The sequence below is a fragment of the Streptosporangium sp. NBC_01810 genome (assembly GCF_035917355.1).
Taxonomy (GTDB): Bacteria; Actinomycetota; Actinomycetes; order Streptosporangiales; family Streptosporangiaceae; genus Streptosporangium.
In genome coordinates, this window is record NZ_CP109070.1 from 5,376,066 (window position 1) to 5,394,978 (window position 18,913).

The following is an 18,913-nucleotide window of genomic DNA, read 5'->3' on the forward strand; positions in this document are numbered from 1 at the left end:
GTCACCGCCGTCTGGGAATGACCACGGTATGGCTACCAAACCAAAAGTACGGGTGCGCCGGGTCTACGAGGAGCCGACAGCCTCCGACGGCGCCCGGGTGCTGGTCGACCGGATCTGGCCGCGCGGGCTGTCCAAGGAGAAGGCACACCTGCAGGAGTGGTGCAAGGCGGTGGCGCCCTCGACCGAGTTGCGCACGTGGTACGGCCACGATCCGGCTCGGTTCGAGGAGTTCGGCCGCCGCTACCGGGCCGAGTTGAAGGATCCCGAGCGGGCCGCCGCGCTGGAGCACCTGCGGGAGATGGCGAAGCAGCGAACGGTGACGCTCCTGACCGCGACCAGGCGTGCCGACATCAGCGAGGCCGTGGTCCTCGCCGACCTGCTGCGGGGTTGACCGCGGCGTCCCACGTGGTCATGGAAGTGCTTCGCGGTCCGCGTGGCGGGCAACCGGCACCCGGCGGCTCACCTGTCGGAGGGGCGGGCGCGGACGTGCAGGCGTTCGCCCTGGGGGCCGAACAGGCTGAGGGCTTCGGCGGGTTCCGGGCCGGGATTGCTGAAGGCGTGCGGGATGTGGGTGTCGAACTCCGCCACCTCTCCGGGCATCAGGACGATCTCCTTCTCGCCGAGCGACAGGCTCAACCGCCCGGACAGGACGTAGAGCCACTCGTACCCCTCGTGGACCCGCTGTTCCGGCCCGACCCCGGGCCGGCTCGCCGGAATGATCATCTTGTATGCCTGGAGCCCGCCGGGCCGGCGGGTCAGCGGGATGAACGTCCTGCCGTTGCGGATGATCGGGCGCTGGTGGACGCGTGGGTCGCCGGTCTCCGGCGCGCCGACGAGTTCGTCCAGGGGGATCTGGTGGGCTCGGGCCAGCAGAAGCAGGAGTTCCAGGGTGGGACGACGTTGGCCGGACTCCAGGCGGGACAGGGTGCTGACCGAGATCCCGGTGGCCTCGGAGAGCTGCGCCAGGGTCGCGCCGCGCTGCCGGCGCAGTGCCCGCAGGCGCGGGCCTACCGCGTCGATGACCCTGTCGAGGGCTTCGTCTGAGGTGAGAGCGTCGTCGTCCATGCCATCTATTTGCTACTCCGGCAATGGCATTTGTCAAATCAGCCACCGTAGACGGATAGTCCTGCGACAAGACGGCCGACGTGCTCGTCTCCCTCGGGCTGGAGCCGGTCGAGCAGCTGGTCGGCGGCCACGTCGTCGGCAGCTACCTGCCCGCCGATCCCACCGGGGCCACCTCGGTGCCCGGGGTGTGGGTGGCCGGCAACGTCGCGGACCTGCGTGCCCAGGTGATCGTCTCCGTCGCCTCGGCGCTGAACACCGCCGCGGCCATCAACGCCGACCTCATCGCCGAGGACACCCGCCACGCCGTGGCCGCTCACCGCGGCAGGCCCGAGCCCCTCTCCGGCCACGCGGGCGGGCCGGTCGTCCGGCAGGGCGGGCACGGCCCGTCGCCGGATGTCGAATACGGTGAGCAGGTGTCGGTCAGCGACCGGGTCGAGCGAGAGCAAGGAAAGCCGTGAAGCTTCTTCATTCAGGGAAGGTCCGCGACGTCTACGAGGACCGCGGGGACATCATCCTCGTGGCGTCCGACCGGGTGTCGGTGTACGACGTGATCCTGCCCACACCCGTCCCCGACAAGGGGAAGATCCTCACGCGGCTCTCGCTCTGGTGGTTCGAGCAACTCGCCGACATCGTGCCCAACCACGTGATCTCGGCGACCGACGTACCCGCCGAGTTCGCGGGCCGTGCGGTGCGGTGCAGAAAGCTGGAGATGGCGAAGGTCGAGTGCGTCGCACGCGGCTACCTGACCGGCGGCGGGCTGAAGGAGTACCGGACGCACGGGTCGGTCTCGGGCGTGCCGCTGCCGCCCGGTCTGCTGGACGGTTCCAAGCTCCCCGAGCCGATCTTCACCCCGTCCACCAAGGCACCGCTCGGGCAGCACGACGAGCCCATCTCCTTCGACGGGGTGGTCGCCCTGGAGGGCGCCAAGGCCGCCGAGGAGTTCCGGCGGATCACGCTGGAGATCTACCTGCGAGGCTCCGAACTGGCCGCGGAGCGGGGCATCATCATCGCCGACACCAAGATCGAACTGGGCCGGGACTCCGACGGCGCGCTCGTGCTCGGCGACGAGGTGCTGACCTCCGACTCCTCCCGCTTCTGGCCCGCCGACCGGTGGGAGCCCGGCCACGCGCAGTTCTCCTTCGACAAGCAGTACGTGCGCGACTGGGCGACCGGCACGGGCTGGGACAAGAAGGAGCCCGCTCCCGAGATGCCCGCCGAGGTCGTGGAGGCCACCCGGGCGCGCTACATCGAGGCGTACGAACGCATCACCGGCAGAACCTGGTAGGACCGAGCGAACTCCCCGACGCTCGGGGAGGCACCGAAGTCCCTACAGGGAGAGTTTCCTCTCGACCGCGGCGCCCACGATGGTCGGTTCCACGGGGGCGGAACCGGTGGGCGTCCCGAAGTCGGCCACGATGCAGGTGATGTTGTCGGGGCCGCCCCCCCGGTTGGCGAGGTCGATGAGCCAGCGGGCCGCCTCGTCGGGGTCGGAGATCTCGGTCAGCGTGTTGAACAGGGTCTCGGGACCGACCACGGCGGTCAGGCCGTCGGAGCAGAGCAGATAGCGGTCTTCCGGGTAGGCCTCGCGCAGCGACAGGTCCAGCTCACCGTCGCCGGTGCCCTCAAGGACCCGCAGCACCATTGACCGGCGCGGGTGCTCGGCGGCCTGCTCGGGGGTGATCCGCCCTTCGTCCACCAGTGACTGGACCAGGGTGTGGTCATGGGTGATCTGGTAGAGGGCGCCGTCGCGCAGCATGTAGGCCCGGGAGTCCCCGACGTGGGCCAGGGCGAAGGTGGCGCCGTCCCAGAGCATGGCGGTCAGAGTGGTACCCATGCCACGGAGCGTGGGATCCTGCTCGCTCATGTCGCGCAGTGTGTGGTTGACGTCCCTGGCGGCGCCCTTGAGCGCGGCGAGCAGGTCGACACCGCCCGCGGGAAGGGTGTCGTCCAGCGCCACCATGGCGGTGACGGCAAGTGAGCTGGCGACCTCTCCACCCGCATGACCACCCATACCGTCCGCTATGGCGAGCAGGCGTGCGCTCGCGTAGCCCGAATCCTCGTTCGCCTCACGGCGGACTCCCACGTCAGAGCGGGCCGCGTAGCGCAGTGCCAGTGGTTGGTTCAGTGCCATGAAGGCAGTAAATCATTGGTTGAAGCACTTCACAAGCAAAGGCGTTGTAGACCGTTGCGGCACAGTCAACTACTGTGGCCCAACATGGAGGAACGCCAGGAGATCACCGTGAACGCGGGCGACATCGCCCGGCTTGCCGGGGTCGGCAGGGCAGCGGTGAGCAACTGGCGCCGCCGCCACGAGGACTTTCCCCAGCCGGTGGGCGGCACCACCTCCAGCCCGCTGTTCTCCCTGCCCGAGATCGCCGTGTGGCTGCGCGCGAACGGCAAATCCTTTGAGGTCTCGCTCGGCGATCTGGTCTGGCAGCGGATGCGCACCTCGGTCGACGACCTCAGGCTGGGCGAACTGGTGGCCAAGGTCGGCGCGTTCCTGCTGTTCCTGCGCCGCGAGCCCACCGCCTGGCGTGATCATGGAACGAAGTCTCTCACCCATATGGCCGAGGTGACGACCGATCTCCCCGGCTCCGCAGATCTCCGCCTGGACGACCTGGCCCTCGTCCGGCTGGTCGCCGAGCTGGCCACCGAGCGCGACCCACTGGAGGTCTTCGAGTTCCTGTTCGAGCGCTACGTCGAGGCCCACTCCCGCCAGCTCTCGGTCACCAGGGAGGATGTGGCCGAGCTCATGGTCCGGCTGGTGGTGCGGGAGGGGGACGTCGTCCTCGACCCGGCATGCGGTGTCGGAACGCTGCTGCTGGGCGCGGACGCCTCGACGGCCCGGCGGGGAAGCGCTTCGACAGGCGGGAAGACCCTCCTGACGGGGCAGGAGATCAACGAGACGAACGCGCTGCTCACCGCGGTTCGGGTGCTGCTGCGGGGGACCGAGGCCCGGATCGTCGCCGGTGACTCGCTCCGCGAGGACGGCCTGGCCGGTGAGGCGGCCGACACCGTGGTCTGTGACCCGCCGTTCAACGAGCGGGTCTGGGGTCACGAGGAGCTCGCCGGCGACCCGCGCTGGGAGTACGGCCTGCCGCCGCGCGGGGAGTCCGAGCTCGCCTGGGTGCAGCACTGCCTCGCCCGCGTGAGGCCGGGCGGCCTGGTGGCGATCCTGATGCCCACCGCCGCCGCCAGCCGGCGTCCGGGCAAGCGGATCCGTGGCAACCTGCTCCGGGCGGGAGCGCTGCGGGCCGTGGTGACGCCGGCGCCCGGCGGTCCCGACCTGTGGATACTCCGCAGGCCCGACGGCGGACGCCCGCCGTCCCAGCTGCTGATGGTGGACGCCGGCGAGGACCTGTCGAGCGTGGAGCCCGCCTGGCGCGCGTACCTGGAGAACCCCGAGGCCGAACTGTCCGGCGAGAGCCGCACGGTGCGCATCATCGACCTGCTCGACGACGAGGTCGACCTCGCCCCGGGCAGGCACCGCCCGCAGCACAGCGGCCTCGACTTCCCGCGTGACTTCACCGAGGCCCTGGCCAGGTTCATGGAGACCTCGGCCACGCTGTCGGAGGCCACTCCCGCCCTGGAACTGCTCGCCGAGCGGCAGGACCTGCCGACCACCACGGTCGGCGAGCTGGCCAAGGCAGGGCTGATCACGATCCTGCAGGCGCCGCCGAGGATGTCGGCGGACGAGGGCCCGCTCCCGGTGCTGACCGCCGACGACACCGCGGCGGGCGCCTCGCCCTCCGGCCGTACCACCCTCGACCCGGCACTGGTCATGATCAGGCCCGGCGACGTGGTGACCACGGTGCTCGGCGCGGTCAGGCTGATCACCCAGAGCGGGGCGGCGCTCGGCCCGCAGCTCACGCTCTACCGGGTCGATCCGCAGCGGCTCGACTCCGGGTTCCTGGCCGGTTTCCTGCGCTCGGCCGACGCCGCCAGGGTCCATCCCAGCTCCAGCCGCCTCGACGTGCGGCGGGCGAGGGTGCCCATGCTGCCCCTGTCCGACCAGCGGATGTACGGCACGGCCTTCCGCGAGCTGTTCGAACTGGAGGACAGGCTGCGCGCGACGAGGGCGCTGGGGGAAACGCTGATCCGGCTAGGCTTTGACGGACTGGTCGACGGCCATCTCCGGCCATGCGACCAAGGGGCGTGACGCCCGCACGTCCAGGGGAGGGTCGATGGTCATCGGCGACCGATACGTACTCGACGACCTCCCTCTCGGCCAGGGGGGCATGGGCGCCGTCTACGGCGGCCATGACAGGCATCTCGACCGCAGGGTGGCCGTCAAGTTCCTGAGGTTCCTCACCGGCCCCGACGAGGAGTTGAAGCGGCGTTTCCTACGCGAGGCCCGCATCCTGGCCAGGCTGGAGCACCCCGGCGCACCGGTCCTGTACGACTTCGGCACCTTCGACCAGCGACTGTTCCAGGTGATGCAGTTCATCGAGGGCGTCACCGTGGCCGACGTGGTCAGCGAGCACGGCCCGCTCCCCGTGCCCTGGGCCGCGGCGATCGCCGCCCAGGCCTGCGCGGTGCTGACCGCCGCCCACGCGCTGTCCGTCTACCATCGCGACCTGAAGCCGACCAACCTGATGCTCTGCCCTGACGGGAGCGTCAAGGTCCTCGACTTCGGCCTGGCCGTGCTCCGTGAGGCCGACTCGACGCAGTTCACCCGGGTCGGCCAGATCCTCGGCACCCCGTCGTACATGGCGCCCGAGCAGATCCAGCGCGGCCTGTCCGGCCCTCGCAGCGACCTCTACGCCCTCGGGTGCGTGATCCACGAGATGCTGACGGGCCGCCAGCTGTTCACCGGCCCCACCGAGTACGCCGTGTTCGAGCGCCAGGTGAAGGAGCGCCCGCCCGAGGTTCCGGGGGTCCCCGCCGAGCTGAACCGACTCGTCGCCGACCTGCTGGAGAAGGATCCCGACAACCGTCCCGCGGGCGCCGACGTCCTCTACGAGCGGCTGCAGCCCTTCGCGGTGGACCTGCCGATGCTCCCGGGCTTCCTGCACCCGTCGTCGGTGCCGAGCCCGGGTCGGATGTACGCGCGGATGGTCGGCCGGGTCCTGGCCTGACGGCCCTTTCCCGACGGTCACCAAACGTATGGCAGTCGCCTCGACCGGCCTCGGTGATCAGGGGGAGAATACGAGCCGTGGAAGGTCGATGGGTCGAGGTGGCGGACCGGGTGCTGGTGCGGCGGTACGCCGAGCTGGACCTATCGGTGGGGCTGGTTGTGGGCGACGGCGGCTGCCTGGTGGTCGACACGCGGGGAGACGAGCGGCAGGGGGCGGAGTTGCTCGCGGAGGTCAGGCGGATCACCCGTGCCCCGTGGACGGTGGCGATCACCCACTCGCACTTCGACCACAGCTTCGGCACCCGGCCGTTCCTCGGCTGCCCCGTCTGGGCGCACGAGGGCTGCCGCACCGACCTGGTCGAGAACGGCGGCCGTGCCAGGGACGAGTGGGCACGCCACTACCGGGATCGGGGACGTGCGGACATCGCCGGTGACATCGCGAGGACCGAGATCGCGCTGCCGGACCACCTCGTGACCGACCGGGCGGAGCTGGTCGTCGGCGGTCGCCCGGTCGTCCTGGCCCACCTCGGCCGCGGCCACTCAGGCAACGACCTGGTCGTCCACGTACCGGACGCCGGCGTGGTCTTCGCCGGGGACCTGGTGGAGAACGGCGCCCCGCCCGCCTACGAGGACGCCTACCCTCTCGAATGGCCGGCCACCCTCGCCGGGTTGCTCGACCTCCTCGGCGACAGCGACAGCGACACCGGCGGCATCATCGGCGGCGACGACATCGGCGGCATCGGCGGCGTCATCGTCCCCGGCCACGGCGACCCGGTCGACCGTGCGTTCGCCGCCGCCCAGCACGCGGAGGTCGCCGCCCTCGCCCGCCTGTGCGAGCGGGTGGCGGCGGGTCTGCTCTCCCCCGCCGACGCCGTGCGCCTGTCGCCGTACCCCGAGGAGACCACCAGGACCGCCCTCGGCCGCCCCTGCTGACGGCGAGGAGACCGCGAGGACGCGGACCGCTCAGATCTCCTCGTGGAGCCCGGCCGTCGGGTCGAGCCGACGTGGCCGGTCCCCGATCCTCGGGTGATGCAGGTCGAAGGCGGGCCGCTCCGAGCGGATGGTCGGGATCGAGGCGAAGTTGTGCCGGGGCGGCGGGCAGGAGGTGGCCCACTCCAGCGAGTTGCCGAAACCCCACGGGTCGTCCACGGTCACGCGCGGGGCGTGGCGTGCGGTGTACCAGATGTTGTAGAGGAACGGCAGCGTGGAGGCGCCGAGCACGAACGCGCCGATCGAGGAGACCAGGTTGAGCGTGGTGAACCCGTCGATCGGGCTGTAGTCGCCGTAGCGGCGCGGCATGCCCTGCGCACCCAGCCAGTGCTGGACCAGGAAGGTGGCCTGGAAACCGATGAACAGCAACCAGAAGTGCAGCTTGCCCAGCTTCTCGTTCAGCATCTTGCCGGTCATCTTCGGCCACCAGAAGTAGAAGCCCGCGAACATCGCGAACACCACGGTGCCGAAGACCACGTAGTGGAAGTGCGCGACCACGAAGTACGAGTCGTGCGCCTGGAAGTCGAGCGGCGGGGAGGCCAGGATGACCCCGGTCAGCCCGCCGAGCAGGAAGGTGACCAGGAATCCGACCGCGAACATCATCGGCGAGTCCATCGATATGTGCCCGCGCCACATGGTGCCGGCCCAGTTGAAGAACTTCACACCCGTCGGGATGGCGATCAGGAACGACATGAAGGAGAAGAACGGCAGTAAAACCTGGCCGGTGGTGAACATGTGGTGCGCCCACACCGTCATCGACAGGCCCGCGATCGCGATGGTCGCGCCGACCAGGCCGATGTAGCCGAAGATCGGTTTGCGGCTGAAGACGGGGATCACCTCGCTGATGATGCCGAAGAACGGCAGCGCGATGATGTAGACCTCCGGGTGGCCGAAGAACCAGAACAGGTGCTGCCAGAGCAGCGCTCCCCCGGTCTGCGGGTCATAGATGTGAGCGCCGTGCCTGCGGCCGGCCTCCAGGGCGAGCAGCGCGGCGGACAGCACCGGGAAGGCTATCAACACCATCAGACCGGTCAGCAGCACGTTCCAGGTGAAGATCGGCATGCGGAACATCGTCATCCCGGGGGCCCGCATGCAGATGATCGTGGTGATGAAGTTGACCGAGCCGAGGATCGTGCCGAGGCCGGCCATCACCAGGCCTACGATCCACAGGTCACCGCCGACCTGCGGGGAGTGCTGCGCCGTGGAGAGCGGCGTGTACGACGTCCAGCCGAAGTCGGCGGCACCGCCGGTGGTGAGGAAGCCGAACAGGACGATGACGCCACCGAAGAGGAAAAGCCAGTAGCTCACCATGTTGAGCCGGGGGAACGCCACGTCGGGCGCTCCGATCTGCAGCGGCATGACCACGTTGGCGAACCCGGCGAACAGCGGGGTCGCGAACAGCAGCAGCATGGCCCCGCCGTGCATGGTGAACATCTGGTTGTAGCGCTCCAGGCTCACCACCTGCATGCCCGGCTGGACGAGCTCCGCCCGGATGACCATGGCCATGAGCCCGGCGATCATGAAGAAGACGAACGAGGTGATCATGTACAGATAGCCGATCACCTTGTGGTCGGTGCTGGTCAGCCAGTTCACGACCAGTGAGCCCGGCTCTCCGTTGCGCGATGCCGACGGTGAGGTCAGCGGCCCCTCACGTGACTGCTCGGAGGTCGTCACAGCCCACCCCCCTCGGGAACCGGCTCGTCCACGAACCGGCCCGTCCACGAACCGGCGCGGCATCCGATCCCCGCCGCCTTCCACCCCGCCATCCCCAGGAAAAGCCGCTCCCACTCGCACCCTTCCGCCATCTTGCCCGCGCGCTGACCTGGCGATTAATCGCCCTCATCCGGACCTCAAGGTCCGCGTGGGCAACGTCGGACGACACGCCGTGCTTGACCCGGGGGCGCAGGGGGCACTCCGCTGGAATACGGAGCGTCGAAAGGAACAACCTCATGGCCAAGCGACAGCGAGTCGTCGTGATCGGAGGAGGGTTCGCGGGCTTCACCGCGGTCCGCGCCCTTTCCGGAATCGCGAAGGGCGCGATCGAGATCGTCCTGATCAACCCGACCGACTACTTCCTCTACCTGCCGCTGCTGCCCGAGGTCGCGGCAGGGATCCTCGACCCGCGCAAGGTGGCGATCCCGCTGTCGGGCAACTACCCCGGTGTGCGGCATCTGCTCGCCTGCGTGGACACCGTCGACATCGAGGCGCGCCGCCTGAAGTGCACGGACGCCGAGGGCAACCCCCGCGAGCTGGGCTACGACCGCCTGGTGGTCGCGGTCGGCAGCGTCAACAAGCTGCTTCCCATACCCGGCGTCGCCGAGCACGCCCACGGTTTCCGCAGCATCGCCGAGGCCCTCTACCTGCGCGACCACCTGATCCGCCAGATCGAGCTCGCCGCCACCTCCGACGACCCCGAGGAGCGCAGAGCCCGGTGCACGTTCGTGGTCGTGGGCGCCGGATACACCGGAACCGAGGTGGCGGCTCAGGGCCAGCTGCTCACCCTCGACACCCGCAGGAGACAGACCGCCCTGCGTGACCAGCCGGTGCGCTGGATCCTCGCCGACGTCGCCCCGCGCATCCTTCCCGGGCTCGACGAGCGCCTGTCGCGGACCGCGCACCGGACGCTGTCGGAGCGAGGCATGGAGATCCGCACCGGTACGAACGTGGCCGAGGCGACGGCGGACGGGGTCAAGTTCTCCGACGGCGAGTTCGTGCCGACCCGGTCCCTGATCTGGTGCGTCGGCGTGCGCCCCGACCCGATGGTGGAGTCGCTGGGGCTGCCGACCGCGAAGGGGCGGCTGCTCGTCGACGAATACCTGCGGGTGCCCGGACATCCGGAGATCTACGCCTGCGGCGACGCGGCCGCGGTGCCCGACCTCACCCGGCCGGGCGAGTACACCCCGATGACCGCCCAGCACGCCGGCCGCCAGGGCAGGCGCGCCGCCCACAACATCGCCGCCTCGTACGGTCACGGACGGCTCCTGCCGTACAGGCACCACGACCTGGGGTTCGTCGTCGACCTGGGCGGGGCCGCCGCCGCCGCGAACCCGCTGGGCGTGCCGCTGTCGGGTGTGGTCGCCAAGGCGGTAACCCGGGGTTACCACCTGCTGGCCATCCCGCACGGCCGGGCGCGCATCGCCGGGAGCTGGCTGCTGGATCTCGTGCTGCCTCGCCAGATCGTCCAGCTGGGCACGGTCGACGGCTCGGAAGTCCCGCTCGCCTGCACCACCCCCGAGCACCCCCACAGCCCGAGCGCCCCGCGGCCTGAGCCGGTGAAGCCGGTGAAACTTAAAGGACGGCGAGATCCTTCGGCATGAACTCATCCGAGCCGACAGGCCCTCCCCTACGGCGGAAGTGACGGCAAGGCGATTCCGCACGGGCGTACAGGGAAGGCTCACCAGAGTGGATGACGTGTGGGACCTGGCGGTCGTCGGCGGTGGGCCCGCAGGGGCTGCCGCGGCGCTGCGCGCGAGGCAGCTTCGGCCTGACGCACGGGTGCTCCTGCTCGATCGGGCCGACTTCCCCCGCGACAAGGCCTGCGGCGACGGCATCGCCGCCCACGGTCGTGACGAGCTCGCCCTGCTGGGCATCCCCGACCTCATCGCCGACTACCGGCCGACGCAGCGCCTGACGGTGATCTCCCCCGGTGGCGAGCGCGTCTCGGCCACCTCCGCCCGACCCAACCACGTCGTCCCCCGCAGGGTCTTCGACGCCCGCCTCGTCGACGCCGCCCGTGCCCGCGGTGTCGAGGTCCGCCGCCACCGCGTCCGCTCGCTCGCCGTCCTCGGCGGCCACATCGTCCTCGACGGCACCGTCACCGCCCGCGCCGTCGTCGCCGCCGACGGGGCCAACTCGACGGTGCGGCGCCTCATCGGCATCTCCCCCGCCCCTGACAGGCACACCGCGATCGCCGTGCGCGGCTACGCCGACGTACCCGCCGACGACGACGTGCAGTCCATCTTCATGCAGCAGGACGGGTGGCCCGCGTACGCGTGGTCGTTCCCCATCGGTGACGGCACCGCCAACGTCGGCTTCGGGATGCTGCTGCCTCGGTTGCGCGCCACCGGCCTGCCCGGCCGCGAGGTGCTGCACGGCAGGCTCGCCGAGTTGCTGCCCCACCTGAGCGCCCACGACCTGCGCGCCCACCATCTGCCCCTGTCCCCGGGGCGGCCGAGGCCGGGCTCGGGGCGGGTGATGCTCGCCGGTGACGCCGCCGGTCTCATCAACCCGCTCACCGGCGAGGGCATCTACTACGCCCTGGTCTCCGGCCGCCTCGCCGGCGAGGCGGCCGTGCGGGCCGCCGCCGACCCGCTGCCCGCCTACCGGCGCGAGCTGAGAAAGGCACTCGGACGGCACCTGCGCACCACGGACGTGCTCGCCCTCGCCGCCCAGTCACCCGGCTTCATCGACGCGGCGATCGACACGGCCGCCCGCCGCAAGGAGGTGTTCGACCTGCTGGTCGACGTGGGTCTCGGCGCGGGCACCGTACCGCTCCCACTGGCGCTGGCCGTGGTCCGCCGCTGGATCGCGGGCGGCGTCCGACGACGCTGAACACCACACGCGCACGCTCCCCGGGTGGTGCGCGCGGAGCAGGGCGAGCCCGCTGGTGGCGAACCGGGTCTGCACCACGGAGCGCTCGTCGGCGAACTCCAGCGCGATCACCGTCTTCGCCAGGCCGGACACCGGGGCCGCGGGATCGGCGGTGACGGCGACCGTCGGGATGTCCCCGGCCACGCCGAGGGCGTGCAGCACCTCCGTGGTGGTCCCGGACCTGGTGATCGCCACCAGCCGGTCGTAGCGGCGTGCGGGCAACTCGGAGGCGGGGAAGGCGTCGGTCTCCCCCTGCCCCGACCGCTCGCGCAGGACCGCGTAGGCCTGTGCCATGTAGAGCGAGGTGCCGCAGCCGATCACGGCGACCCGCTCGCCCGCCTCCGGCAGGCCCGCCGGACTCGCAGCGCCGAGCTCCAGCGCCCGCCGCCAGCACTCGGGCTGGCTGGCGATCTCCCGCAGGACGTACGTCACATGCACCTCACCTGTCGATGCCTATGTTCACGCCTGCAACATGCCACAGTCGCCCACCGACCGCCAGGAGGGCTCTTTGCCGAACCCCGCCCCGGTGCCGTCGGCGAAGGAGACGGGCTGCCGGGGCCCCGCGCCGTTCTGATCAGGCATGACGATCCCGTCGAGCAGTGTGGCGGCGGTACCGCCCAATCAACGCACTCTGATGCTTCACCCTCGCCATCCCAAAAAACTCGTGACTGTAATTCACACTATGTTTCACTGTGTTGCAACGCAGAAGCACCTCTCGGCTTCCCCCACACCTAGGAGAGTGCGTTGAGCCAGTCCCCCAGCACCGAGTTCACCGGGAATTTCGAGGTCGTCCGGCTGTCGGCGAGCCTGCTCGACCATCGGGAGGGCGACTGCGGAGACTTCGCAGCCGTCAAAGCTCGCCCGCAGCTGTGGTCACGGGTCTCCGAGAAGCGCAGGTACGCACCATGGGAGACCTTTCCGCTCGGCCTGGTGATGGACGTGCTCGACGCGGTCGAGTTCGAGGCGGCCCAGGTCGACGAGGCCCTGACGAGAACTCTCGCAAACACCCGCAGCACCGTGCATCCGGGGGTCGCCAGCTGGGTCTGGCACGCCTGCCACACCTATCTGGAGGTCTCCGAGAGCCTGGCCGCCACGCTCGCCTCCGAGGGGGTGGAGCTCCACCCCGAACGCAACCCCCGGATCGTCCAGGGCGGCCGATCCGCCGCGGAGATGCGCTCCCTCACCGTGTGGGGCCGGTGGTACGGCTCGCCGGACGGCACGACGGTGGAGTTCCGCCGGATGCGCCTGCGCCGCCCCCTGGGCAGTGCGGACAGGCCGTCCACCCAGGCGATGGCGTATGTGGCGGCCGTGGGCAGACAGGTGGAGGACCCGTCGGAGCTGTATCGCGCCATCCCCGTCCCGGTGCGACCCGTTCCCGTGCCGGAACGGGTGCGAGTGGTCGAGATCGGACTGACCACCGGGACAGACGAGGTCCTTCTCGACACGACGGACCTGGAGGAGATCCGCGGCGCGTACGCCTCGAACGTCAGACCCGCGACAGCCCGGCTGCTGGCCGGTGGCGACCGGATTCCGGGGCAGCACTGCGCCGAGTGCAAGGCGCGGGCCTCCTGCGGAGATCTCGCGCACGCTCCGGGCCTGCTCGGCCTCGACGACCGGGGCACACATCGGCGAACGTGGTCGATCACCACGTCCCGCTACTACCAGGTCTGCCCGGCGCAGGCTCACCTGCGCGAGCTCCGGCTTCCCGGCGACTGGGAGACGAGCCCGGCGGCCGAGCGCGGTCAGCACGTGCACGCGTGGCTCGAAACCGCGCACACCCGTGGCAGGCCCTGCACCCTGGCGGACCTTCCGGAGTCAGGCGCCGATGACTGCGGCCTCGCCGACGCGTTGATGGAGCGGGAGGAGTATCACCGGGCCCGGCCGTACCTGCTCCGGCATCTGGAGGTATGCCCGCTGAACGGCCCTGGCGAGGCCTCCGAGGTCAGGCCCGAGCCGAAGGTCGCCGCGTACGACGCGCGGGCCGATGTGGTGGTGCTCGCCCACCCGGACCTCCTCCGCCGGGTGGACGGGCGTCTCGTCTACCGCGAGCAGAAGACGTCGGCCGTACCGCGCGGGATCACCACGGAGAACGCGCTGGAGATGGTTCCCCAGCTCGCCCTGGCGGTCTGCCTGATCACCGCCGGCGTCTTCGAGGACACCGATGGGCTGGTCGAGCTGGAACAGCTCACCCCGGCCTCCGCCGAGGTGCTCACGTTCGACGCCGCCGACCCGGCGATCGTCTCCGCCGCCCGCGCGGTCGTCCTCGACCGGATCCGGCCCTGGCACCGCGACGTCGCCTTCCGCGCCACTCCCGGCTCCTGGTGCCGGTTCTGCCCGGTGGCCCGCTGGTGCCCGGATGCCTCCCGCTCCACCGCGCACGTGGTGGACGGTCTCGCGTTCGACCCGCTCACCGGAGAGATCCTGGCAAGCCCCGGACGGTTGGACGGCCGCGTCGAAGCGATCGCGGCCACCCTCGCCGATCCCGACCCCGACGACGAGCCACCATATTGATGTCCTCCCTCTTGATGTCCTCCCTCTTGATGTCCTCCCTCGCACACGAGCGGATTCCCACGGTCACCTGTGCACTCGTGCTCCCACGGTCACCCGTGCTCCCTTGGGAGAAATCGCCCCCTTCAGGCTCCTTCCTCGCCTGCGACTGCGAATCCGTCAGATGGCCGCGGTCATCTGACGGATGACGGCTTGGAATCGCCTACCTAGGGTTGCCACATGAGCGACATCGCCTGGCACGCGGCCGGCCCAGCCGAAGTGGCCCGGAACTACGGCACGGACCCTGCCGAGGGACTGACCGAGGCGGAAGCCGTACGGCGGCGCGGCGAGCACGGGCCCAACCGGCTGCCCGAAGCGCAGCGTGAGCCGCGCTGGCACGCGTTCCTGCGGCAGTTCCAGGATCTGCTGATCCTCACCCTGATCGGCGCGGCGCTGGTGAGCCTGCTGGTCACAGGGGAGTGGGAGACACCCGCGATCATCGTCCTGGTGGTCCTGCTCAACGCGACCATCGGCTTCGTCCAGGAGTCCAAGGCGGAGGCGTCGCTGGAGGCGCTTCAGAAGATGCTCCACACCGAGGCCACCGTGCTCAGGGACGGCTCCGCCATACGCCTGGACGCGGCCGACCTGGTGCCCGGCGACATCGTCGAACTGGAGGCGGGCGCCCGGGTGCCGGCCGACGGACGGCTGCTCTCCTCCGCATCGCTGGAGGTCCAGGAGGCGGCGCTGACCGGCGAGGCCGAGGCCACCGCCAAGTCCGCCGAGGCCGAGGTCGCCCCGGACGCGCCGCTGGCCGACCGTGTCACCTCGGTCTTCATGAACACGATCGTCACCCGCGGCCACGCCCGAATGATCGTGACGGCGACCGGGGCCGCTACGGAGATCGGGCAGATCGCCGGGCTGATCCAGGAGACCGAACCGGCGCCCACCCCGCTGCAACGTCAGATCAACGCCCTGGGCAAGACCTTGGCGCTGATCGCGGGCGTCGTCATCGTGATCGTGTTCGTGCTGGGTCTGCTGCGCGGGCAACCCGTCGGCGACCTGTTCATCACCTCCGTCTCGCTCGCCGTGGCCACCGTGCCCGAGGGGCTGCCCGCCGTCGTGGCCTTCACCTTGGCCATGGGTACGGCACGCCTGGCCCGCCGCGGGGCGATCGTCAAACGCCTGGCCTCGGTCGAGACGCTGGGCAGCACCTCGCAGATCTGCACCGACAAGACGGGCACGCTGACCCTCAACCAGATGACGGCCCGCGAGGTGCGGCTGGCCGACCGCCGCTTTACCGTGTCGGGTCAGGGATACTCCGCTGAGGGTCGTATCCGCAGCACCGACGACTCCCCCGCCGAGGGGCCGGCGCTCCACGAGGCGCTGGTCGGCATGGCGCTCTGCACCGACGCGTTGGTCCACGGCGAGGACGACGTGGTCGGTGATCCGACCGAGCTCGCGCTGGTCGTGCTGGCGGAGAAGGGCGGGGTGGACGTCACCGCGCTCCGGCGACGGCATCCGCGCATCGCCGAGGTGCCGTTCGACTCCGACGACAAGTTCATGGCCGTCTTTCACCAGACCGGCGACCGGGTGCGCTGCTTCGTCAAGGGCGCGCCCGACGTGCTCGCCGCCCGCGCCGACCGGTACCTGACGGCCGACGGCACCCGGTACTTCGACGTCGCGGCGCGCGAACGGTACGCCGACGGCAACCGGGAGCTGGCCGAACAGGGGCTGCGTGTGCTGGCGATCGGCGTCAAGGACCTCCCCGGCCTCGACGCGGAGACCGACCTGAAGGGACTGGTCGACGGCATCGTGATGCTGGCGCTGGTCGGCATCGTCGACCCGCCGCGCCCTGAGGCCGCCGAGGCCATCGCGCAGTGTCACCAGGCGGGAATCCAGGTCCGGATGATCACCGGTGACCACGCGGTGACGGCCGCGGCCATCGCCCGCCAGCTGAACATCCCTGGCAAGGCGATCACCGGTGCCGAGCTCGACTCGATCTCCGACGAGGAGCTGGCCCGGGAATTGCCGGAGATCGGGGTCGTCGCCCGGGTGACCCCACAACACAAGATTCGCATCGTGCAGGCCCTGCAGGACTCCGGCCAGGTGGTGGCGATGACCGGAGACGGCGTCAATGACGCCCCCGCCCTGCGCAAGGCGGATATCGGCGTCGCGATGGGCATCACTGGGACAGAGGTGAGCAAAGAAGCCGCCACCATGATCCTCACCGACGACAACTTCACGACCGTGGTGGACGCGGTCCGTGAAGGCCGCGGCATCTACGCGAACATCGTGAAGTTCACCCGCTTCCAGCTCTCGACGGCCTTCGGGTTCGTGCTCACCTTCCTCGCCGCTTCATTGACCGGGCTGGCCGGAGGCGCTCCGTTCACCGCGGTTCAGATCCTCTTCGTCAACCTCGTCATGGACGGGCCGCCTGCGCTATCCCTCGGGGTGGACCCGGCCGGCCCGGACGCGATGAAGCACCCGCCGCGGCCCCGGGACGAGCGCATCCTCACCACCACCCGGCTGTTGCGCATTCTGCTGGCGGGAGCGGTCATGTCGGGTGGCACACTCGCCGTCCTGATTCTGGCCCCCGGGCACGCCGCGGCGGCCGGGCAGGTGTCGGTCGCGGGGACGATGGCCTTCGTCACCTTCGTCTTCTTCCAGATCTTCAACCTGATCAACGTCCGTGACGACCTGCGCAGCGCCTTCCACCGCAGTACTTTCGCCAACCCCTCGACCTTCGTGGCGATCGGGGTCGTGCTCGTGCTCCTGGTCGCCATGGTGGAGTGGCCGGCCCTGCACGCCTTCTTCACCGTCACGAACCTCACCGCCGGTCAGTGGTTGGTCTGCGCGGCCGTCGGCTCGGCGATTCTCTGGGCGGGCGAGCTGGTCAAGTTCATCCTTCGCAGGAGAACGTGACTCGTCCACGTGATGTCCCAGCGCTGCGCGGTGAGTTTGTCGCGGATCTCATCCGGGCGCCGCTCGATCCGCTCACCAGAGGCTCGAAGCCCGCGGCACACCCGATCGCTCCACGGGATCACGCCAAGCGCGTCGAAGGTCTCCTTCGCGGCCCTCAGGAGCGGCCTGGCCCGAGAGGTGTGACGACGGTGACTTCGCGGAAACGCCTTGGACGGGAGCAGACCGGATCGCCATCGCGGACAGTGAGCCGACATCGCTTCGCGCGCCAATCCGGTCCCCACGATCGCACGGTGGCCCGCCGCCGAAACCCCGGCCGGCGTACTGCCGCAAGCGCGCGGGCCACGGCCCTTTTTGACCGTATTCCAGTGGCACCCATGGTGGAGCAGGTCAAAAGTCCTAAATCTCCGCTTCACCTTCTTTAGACTCCCCCCATGTCGTATTCCCCCCCTCCCCTCTACTCCCCCCCTCCTCTACAAGGCGACGTCCAGCAATGCCACCTCGCCGCAGACATACGGCAACGATTCATCCAATACCACTGGGATGACATGACGCCCAATCGGGTGCGGCGGATCCTGGACACCAAAACCAGCGCCGCCTGGTGGATCGACAACCGAAAAAGGCTGACCAGCCAGATAGCACGGGAGCTGGGGGATTTCTTCTACCTCGTACGCTCGTCTTCCACCACGATGCCCCCCCGCGGGCGCGTGCTCGTCCCCCCGCCTCACCAGCAGTCGTGCGGAATTCCCGGACACGGTAACTGTCCGGTGTTCGCCGAAGAATGGAGCAGTGGCTACCGAATAAGGCGCTACTCAGGCGGCACATCCATGGATGCAGACGGGATGGGCCTCACACCTTGCGGAAAGGCAGGCAGGGAACAAGGCTACGAAGCCGGGTTCGAGGACGGTTTGGATGCTCGGGCTCGGTTAATGAGCAATGCAGGCCGCGTCAGTTTCGCACAGGCGTGGCACTACACCTTCTCCGATAATTTCAGGAACAGATATTACGACTGATCCTGGTGAATTAGGAGGGCGACAGGAAGGGACCGCACAAGCTCGGGGGCTGACCAATATGGGGTGCGGCCGAAATACGCCAGAAAGACACCGTGAGCCGGGGCGATGTACCGGATAAGAGACCGTTACCACGTACATCGCCAGGCAGAGATCAAGGCTGGCAAGAGATTTCACTGGCAGACGGTGCGCGACTGCCACATGTGATTCGGTACATCATCGCCCCTCTGACCAGCGGAAACAGCCCCACCGTTACACTTGGCGCCGGCGCCGCGAGGAAGCGGCCTGGTCTCCTGCACGCGCCAGTTGATCCGCCCTTCCCGTGAAAGGTCGCCCCTGATGACTCGCCCAAGGTCGGCCAGTGCCTTTGTATTGGGAAACAGGTATCGGCTCCACCCCTGGCCGTATGCGCGACCGGTAGAGAAGTCCGAAGAGATGGTCGAGCTCGTGGCAAACAAGTCGGGCTATCGGCCCCTCGAACCAAGTCGGGCTATCGGCCCCTCGAACACCGTGATGCGAATGTCCCCCTCGATATTCGGTACGCCCCTGGTACGCGACCAGTGGCACACGGCCGGATTTGGTGGCATAGGACGGCACAGCCAGGAAAGCGAAACGACCCGCGTTCCCGCAGGTCGTTGCTGGGTTTCCCCTGGTAGATCGCTGGTGCCCCCTGCAAGATTCGAACTTGCGCTCCCGGCTCCGGAGGCCGGTGCTCTATCCCCTGAGCTAAGGGGGCCAACGTGTGATTACACTACCAGCTTCCTGGGGCTGACCG

Annotated in this window: 14 protein-coding genes and 1 tRNA gene; 10 read left to right on the plus strand and 5 right to left on the minus strand. The window is 69.6% G+C overall.

The genetic code is table 11. The annotated features are described in order from the left end of the window. Positions 1-28: 28 nt before the first annotated feature. Complete coding sequence (locus OIE13_RS23785) at positions 29-391, plus strand: DUF488 domain-containing protein (protein WP_326636416.1); 363 nt, start codon at positions 29-31, stop codon at positions 389-391. A gap of 68 nt (positions 392-459) precedes the next feature. On the opposite strand, the gene OIE13_RS23790 is transcribed toward OIE13_RS23785, so the two are convergent. After that, positions 460-1,065, minus strand: a complete 606-nt coding sequence (locus OIE13_RS23790) for a helix-turn-helix domain-containing protein (protein WP_326636414.1) — start codon at positions 1,063-1,065, stop codon at positions 460-462. Between the two features lie 80 nt (positions 1,066-1,145). Here OIE13_RS23790 and OIE13_RS23795 point away from each other — a divergent pair, with 80 nt between their 5' ends. Continuing rightward, positions 1,146-1,523, plus strand: coding sequence for a hypothetical protein (locus OIE13_RS23795; protein WP_326828777.1), 378 nt, complete (start codon positions 1,146-1,148; stop codon positions 1,521-1,523). Next, positions 1,520-2,350 (plus strand): phosphoribosylaminoimidazolesuccinocarboxamide synthase, encoded by an 831-nt coding sequence (locus OIE13_RS23800; RefSeq protein ID WP_326636410.1) that lies wholly within the window; start codon positions 1,520-1,522, stop codon positions 2,348-2,350. Before OIE13_RS23795 ends, OIE13_RS23800 begins: the two co-directional genes overlap by 4 nt. A 42-nt stretch (positions 2,351-2,392) precedes the next feature. Here the strand turns inward: OIE13_RS23800 and OIE13_RS23805 are convergent, their stop codons facing one another. Further along, entirely contained in the window at positions 2,393-3,196 is an 804-nt protein-coding gene (locus OIE13_RS23805; RefSeq protein ID WP_326636408.1) for a PP2C family protein-serine/threonine phosphatase, read from the minus strand. A gap of 84 nt (positions 3,197-3,280) precedes the next feature. Between OIE13_RS23805 and OIE13_RS23810 the strand changes: the two genes are divergently transcribed. The 3 genes from OIE13_RS23810 to OIE13_RS23820 all read left to right on the plus strand — a co-directional run bounded on the left by OIE13_RS23810 (position 3,281) and on the right by OIE13_RS23820 (position 7,075). Further along, positions 3,281-5,224 (plus strand): N-6 DNA methylase, encoded by a 1,944-nt coding sequence (locus tag OIE13_RS23810; protein WP_326636406.1) that lies wholly within the window; start codon positions 3,281-3,283, stop codon positions 5,222-5,224. Between the two features lie 25 nt (positions 5,225-5,249). Continuing rightward, the gene (locus OIE13_RS23815) at positions 5,250-6,143 is read left to right on the plus strand and encodes a serine/threonine-protein kinase (protein ID WP_326636404.1); all 894 of its coding nucleotides are present in this window, start codon (positions 5,250-5,252) and stop codon (positions 6,141-6,143) included. A gap of 77 nt (positions 6,144-6,220) precedes the next feature. After that, positions 6,221-7,075: an MBL fold metallo-hydrolase gene (locus tag OIE13_RS23820; protein WP_326636402.1), complete on the plus strand. Its 855-nt coding sequence runs from the start codon at positions 6,221-6,223 to the stop codon at positions 7,073-7,075. Between the two features lie 30 nt (positions 7,076-7,105). Here OIE13_RS23820 and ctaD read toward each other — a convergent pair whose 3' ends face one another. Further along, positions 7,106-8,806: an aa3-type cytochrome oxidase subunit I gene (ctaD, locus tag OIE13_RS23825; RefSeq protein WP_442811512.1), complete on the minus strand. Its 1,701-nt coding sequence runs from the start codon at positions 8,804-8,806 to the stop codon at positions 7,106-7,108. 275 nt (positions 8,807-9,081) lie between these two features. On the opposite strand from ctaD, the gene OIE13_RS23830 reads away from it, so the two are divergent. Then, the gene (locus tag OIE13_RS23830; RefSeq protein ID WP_326636399.1) at positions 9,082-10,449 is read left to right on the plus strand and encodes an NAD(P)/FAD-dependent oxidoreductase; all 1,368 of its coding nucleotides are present in this window, start codon (positions 9,082-9,084) and stop codon (positions 10,447-10,449) included. Positions 10,450-10,534: 85 nt separating this feature from the next. Then, the gene (locus tag OIE13_RS23835) at positions 10,535-11,683 is read left to right on the plus strand and encodes an NAD(P)/FAD-dependent oxidoreductase (protein WP_326636397.1); all 1,149 of its coding nucleotides are present in this window, start codon (positions 10,535-10,537) and stop codon (positions 11,681-11,683) included. 498 nt (positions 11,684-12,181) lie between these two features. Here OIE13_RS23835 and OIE13_RS23840 read toward each other — a convergent pair whose 3' ends face one another. After that, positions 12,182-12,343 carry a hypothetical protein gene (locus OIE13_RS23840; protein ID WP_326636395.1) on the minus strand — a complete coding sequence of 54 codons (162 nt, stop codon included), beginning with the start codon at positions 12,341-12,343 and terminating at the stop codon, positions 12,182-12,184. A 123-nt stretch (positions 12,344-12,466) separates the two neighbouring features. Here OIE13_RS23840 and OIE13_RS23845 point away from each other — a divergent pair, with 123 nt between their 5' ends. After that, entirely contained in the window at positions 12,467-14,233 is a 1,767-nt protein-coding gene (locus OIE13_RS23845) for a PD-(D/E)XK nuclease family protein (protein WP_326636393.1), read from the plus strand. Positions 14,234-14,449: 216 nt separating this feature from the next. Further along, positions 14,450-17,131, plus strand: coding sequence for a calcium-translocating P-type ATPase, PMCA-type (locus OIE13_RS23850; protein WP_326636391.1), 2,682 nt, complete (start codon positions 14,450-14,452; stop codon positions 17,129-17,131). 1,668 nt (positions 17,132-18,799) lie between these two features. Here the strand turns inward: OIE13_RS23850 and OIE13_RS23855 are convergent. Then, positions 18,800-18,874: transfer RNA gene (locus OIE13_RS23855), tRNA-Arg, on the minus strand. Positions 18,875-18,913: the final 39 nt, after the last annotated feature.

Bases quoted from the DNA above. Each gene is read 5' to 3' on its own strand.
- OIE13_RS23785 (WP_326636416.1), top strand. From the start codon at position 29: ATGGCTACCAAACCAAAAGTACGGGTGCGCCGGGTCTACGAGGAGCCG.
- OIE13_RS23790 (WP_326636414.1), bottom strand. From the start codon at position 1,065: ATGGACGACGACGCTCTCACCTCAGACGAAGCCCTCGACAGGGTCATC.
- OIE13_RS23805 (WP_326636408.1), bottom strand. From the start codon at position 3,196: ATGGCACTGAACCAACCACTGGCACTGCGCTACGCGGCCCGCTCTGAC.
- OIE13_RS23810 (WP_326636406.1), top strand. From the start codon at position 3,281: ATGGAGGAACGCCAGGAGATCACCGTGAACGCGGGCGACATCGCCCGG.
- OIE13_RS23815 (WP_326636404.1), top strand. From the start codon at position 5,250: ATGGTCATCGGCGACCGATACGTACTCGACGACCTCCCTCTCGGCCAG.
- OIE13_RS23830 (WP_326636399.1), top strand. From the start codon at position 9,082: ATGGCCAAGCGACAGCGAGTCGTCGTGATCGGAGGAGGGTTCGCGGGC.
- OIE13_RS23850 (WP_326636391.1), top strand. From the start codon at position 14,450: ATGAGCGACATCGCCTGGCACGCGGCCGGCCCAGCCGAAGTGGCCCGG.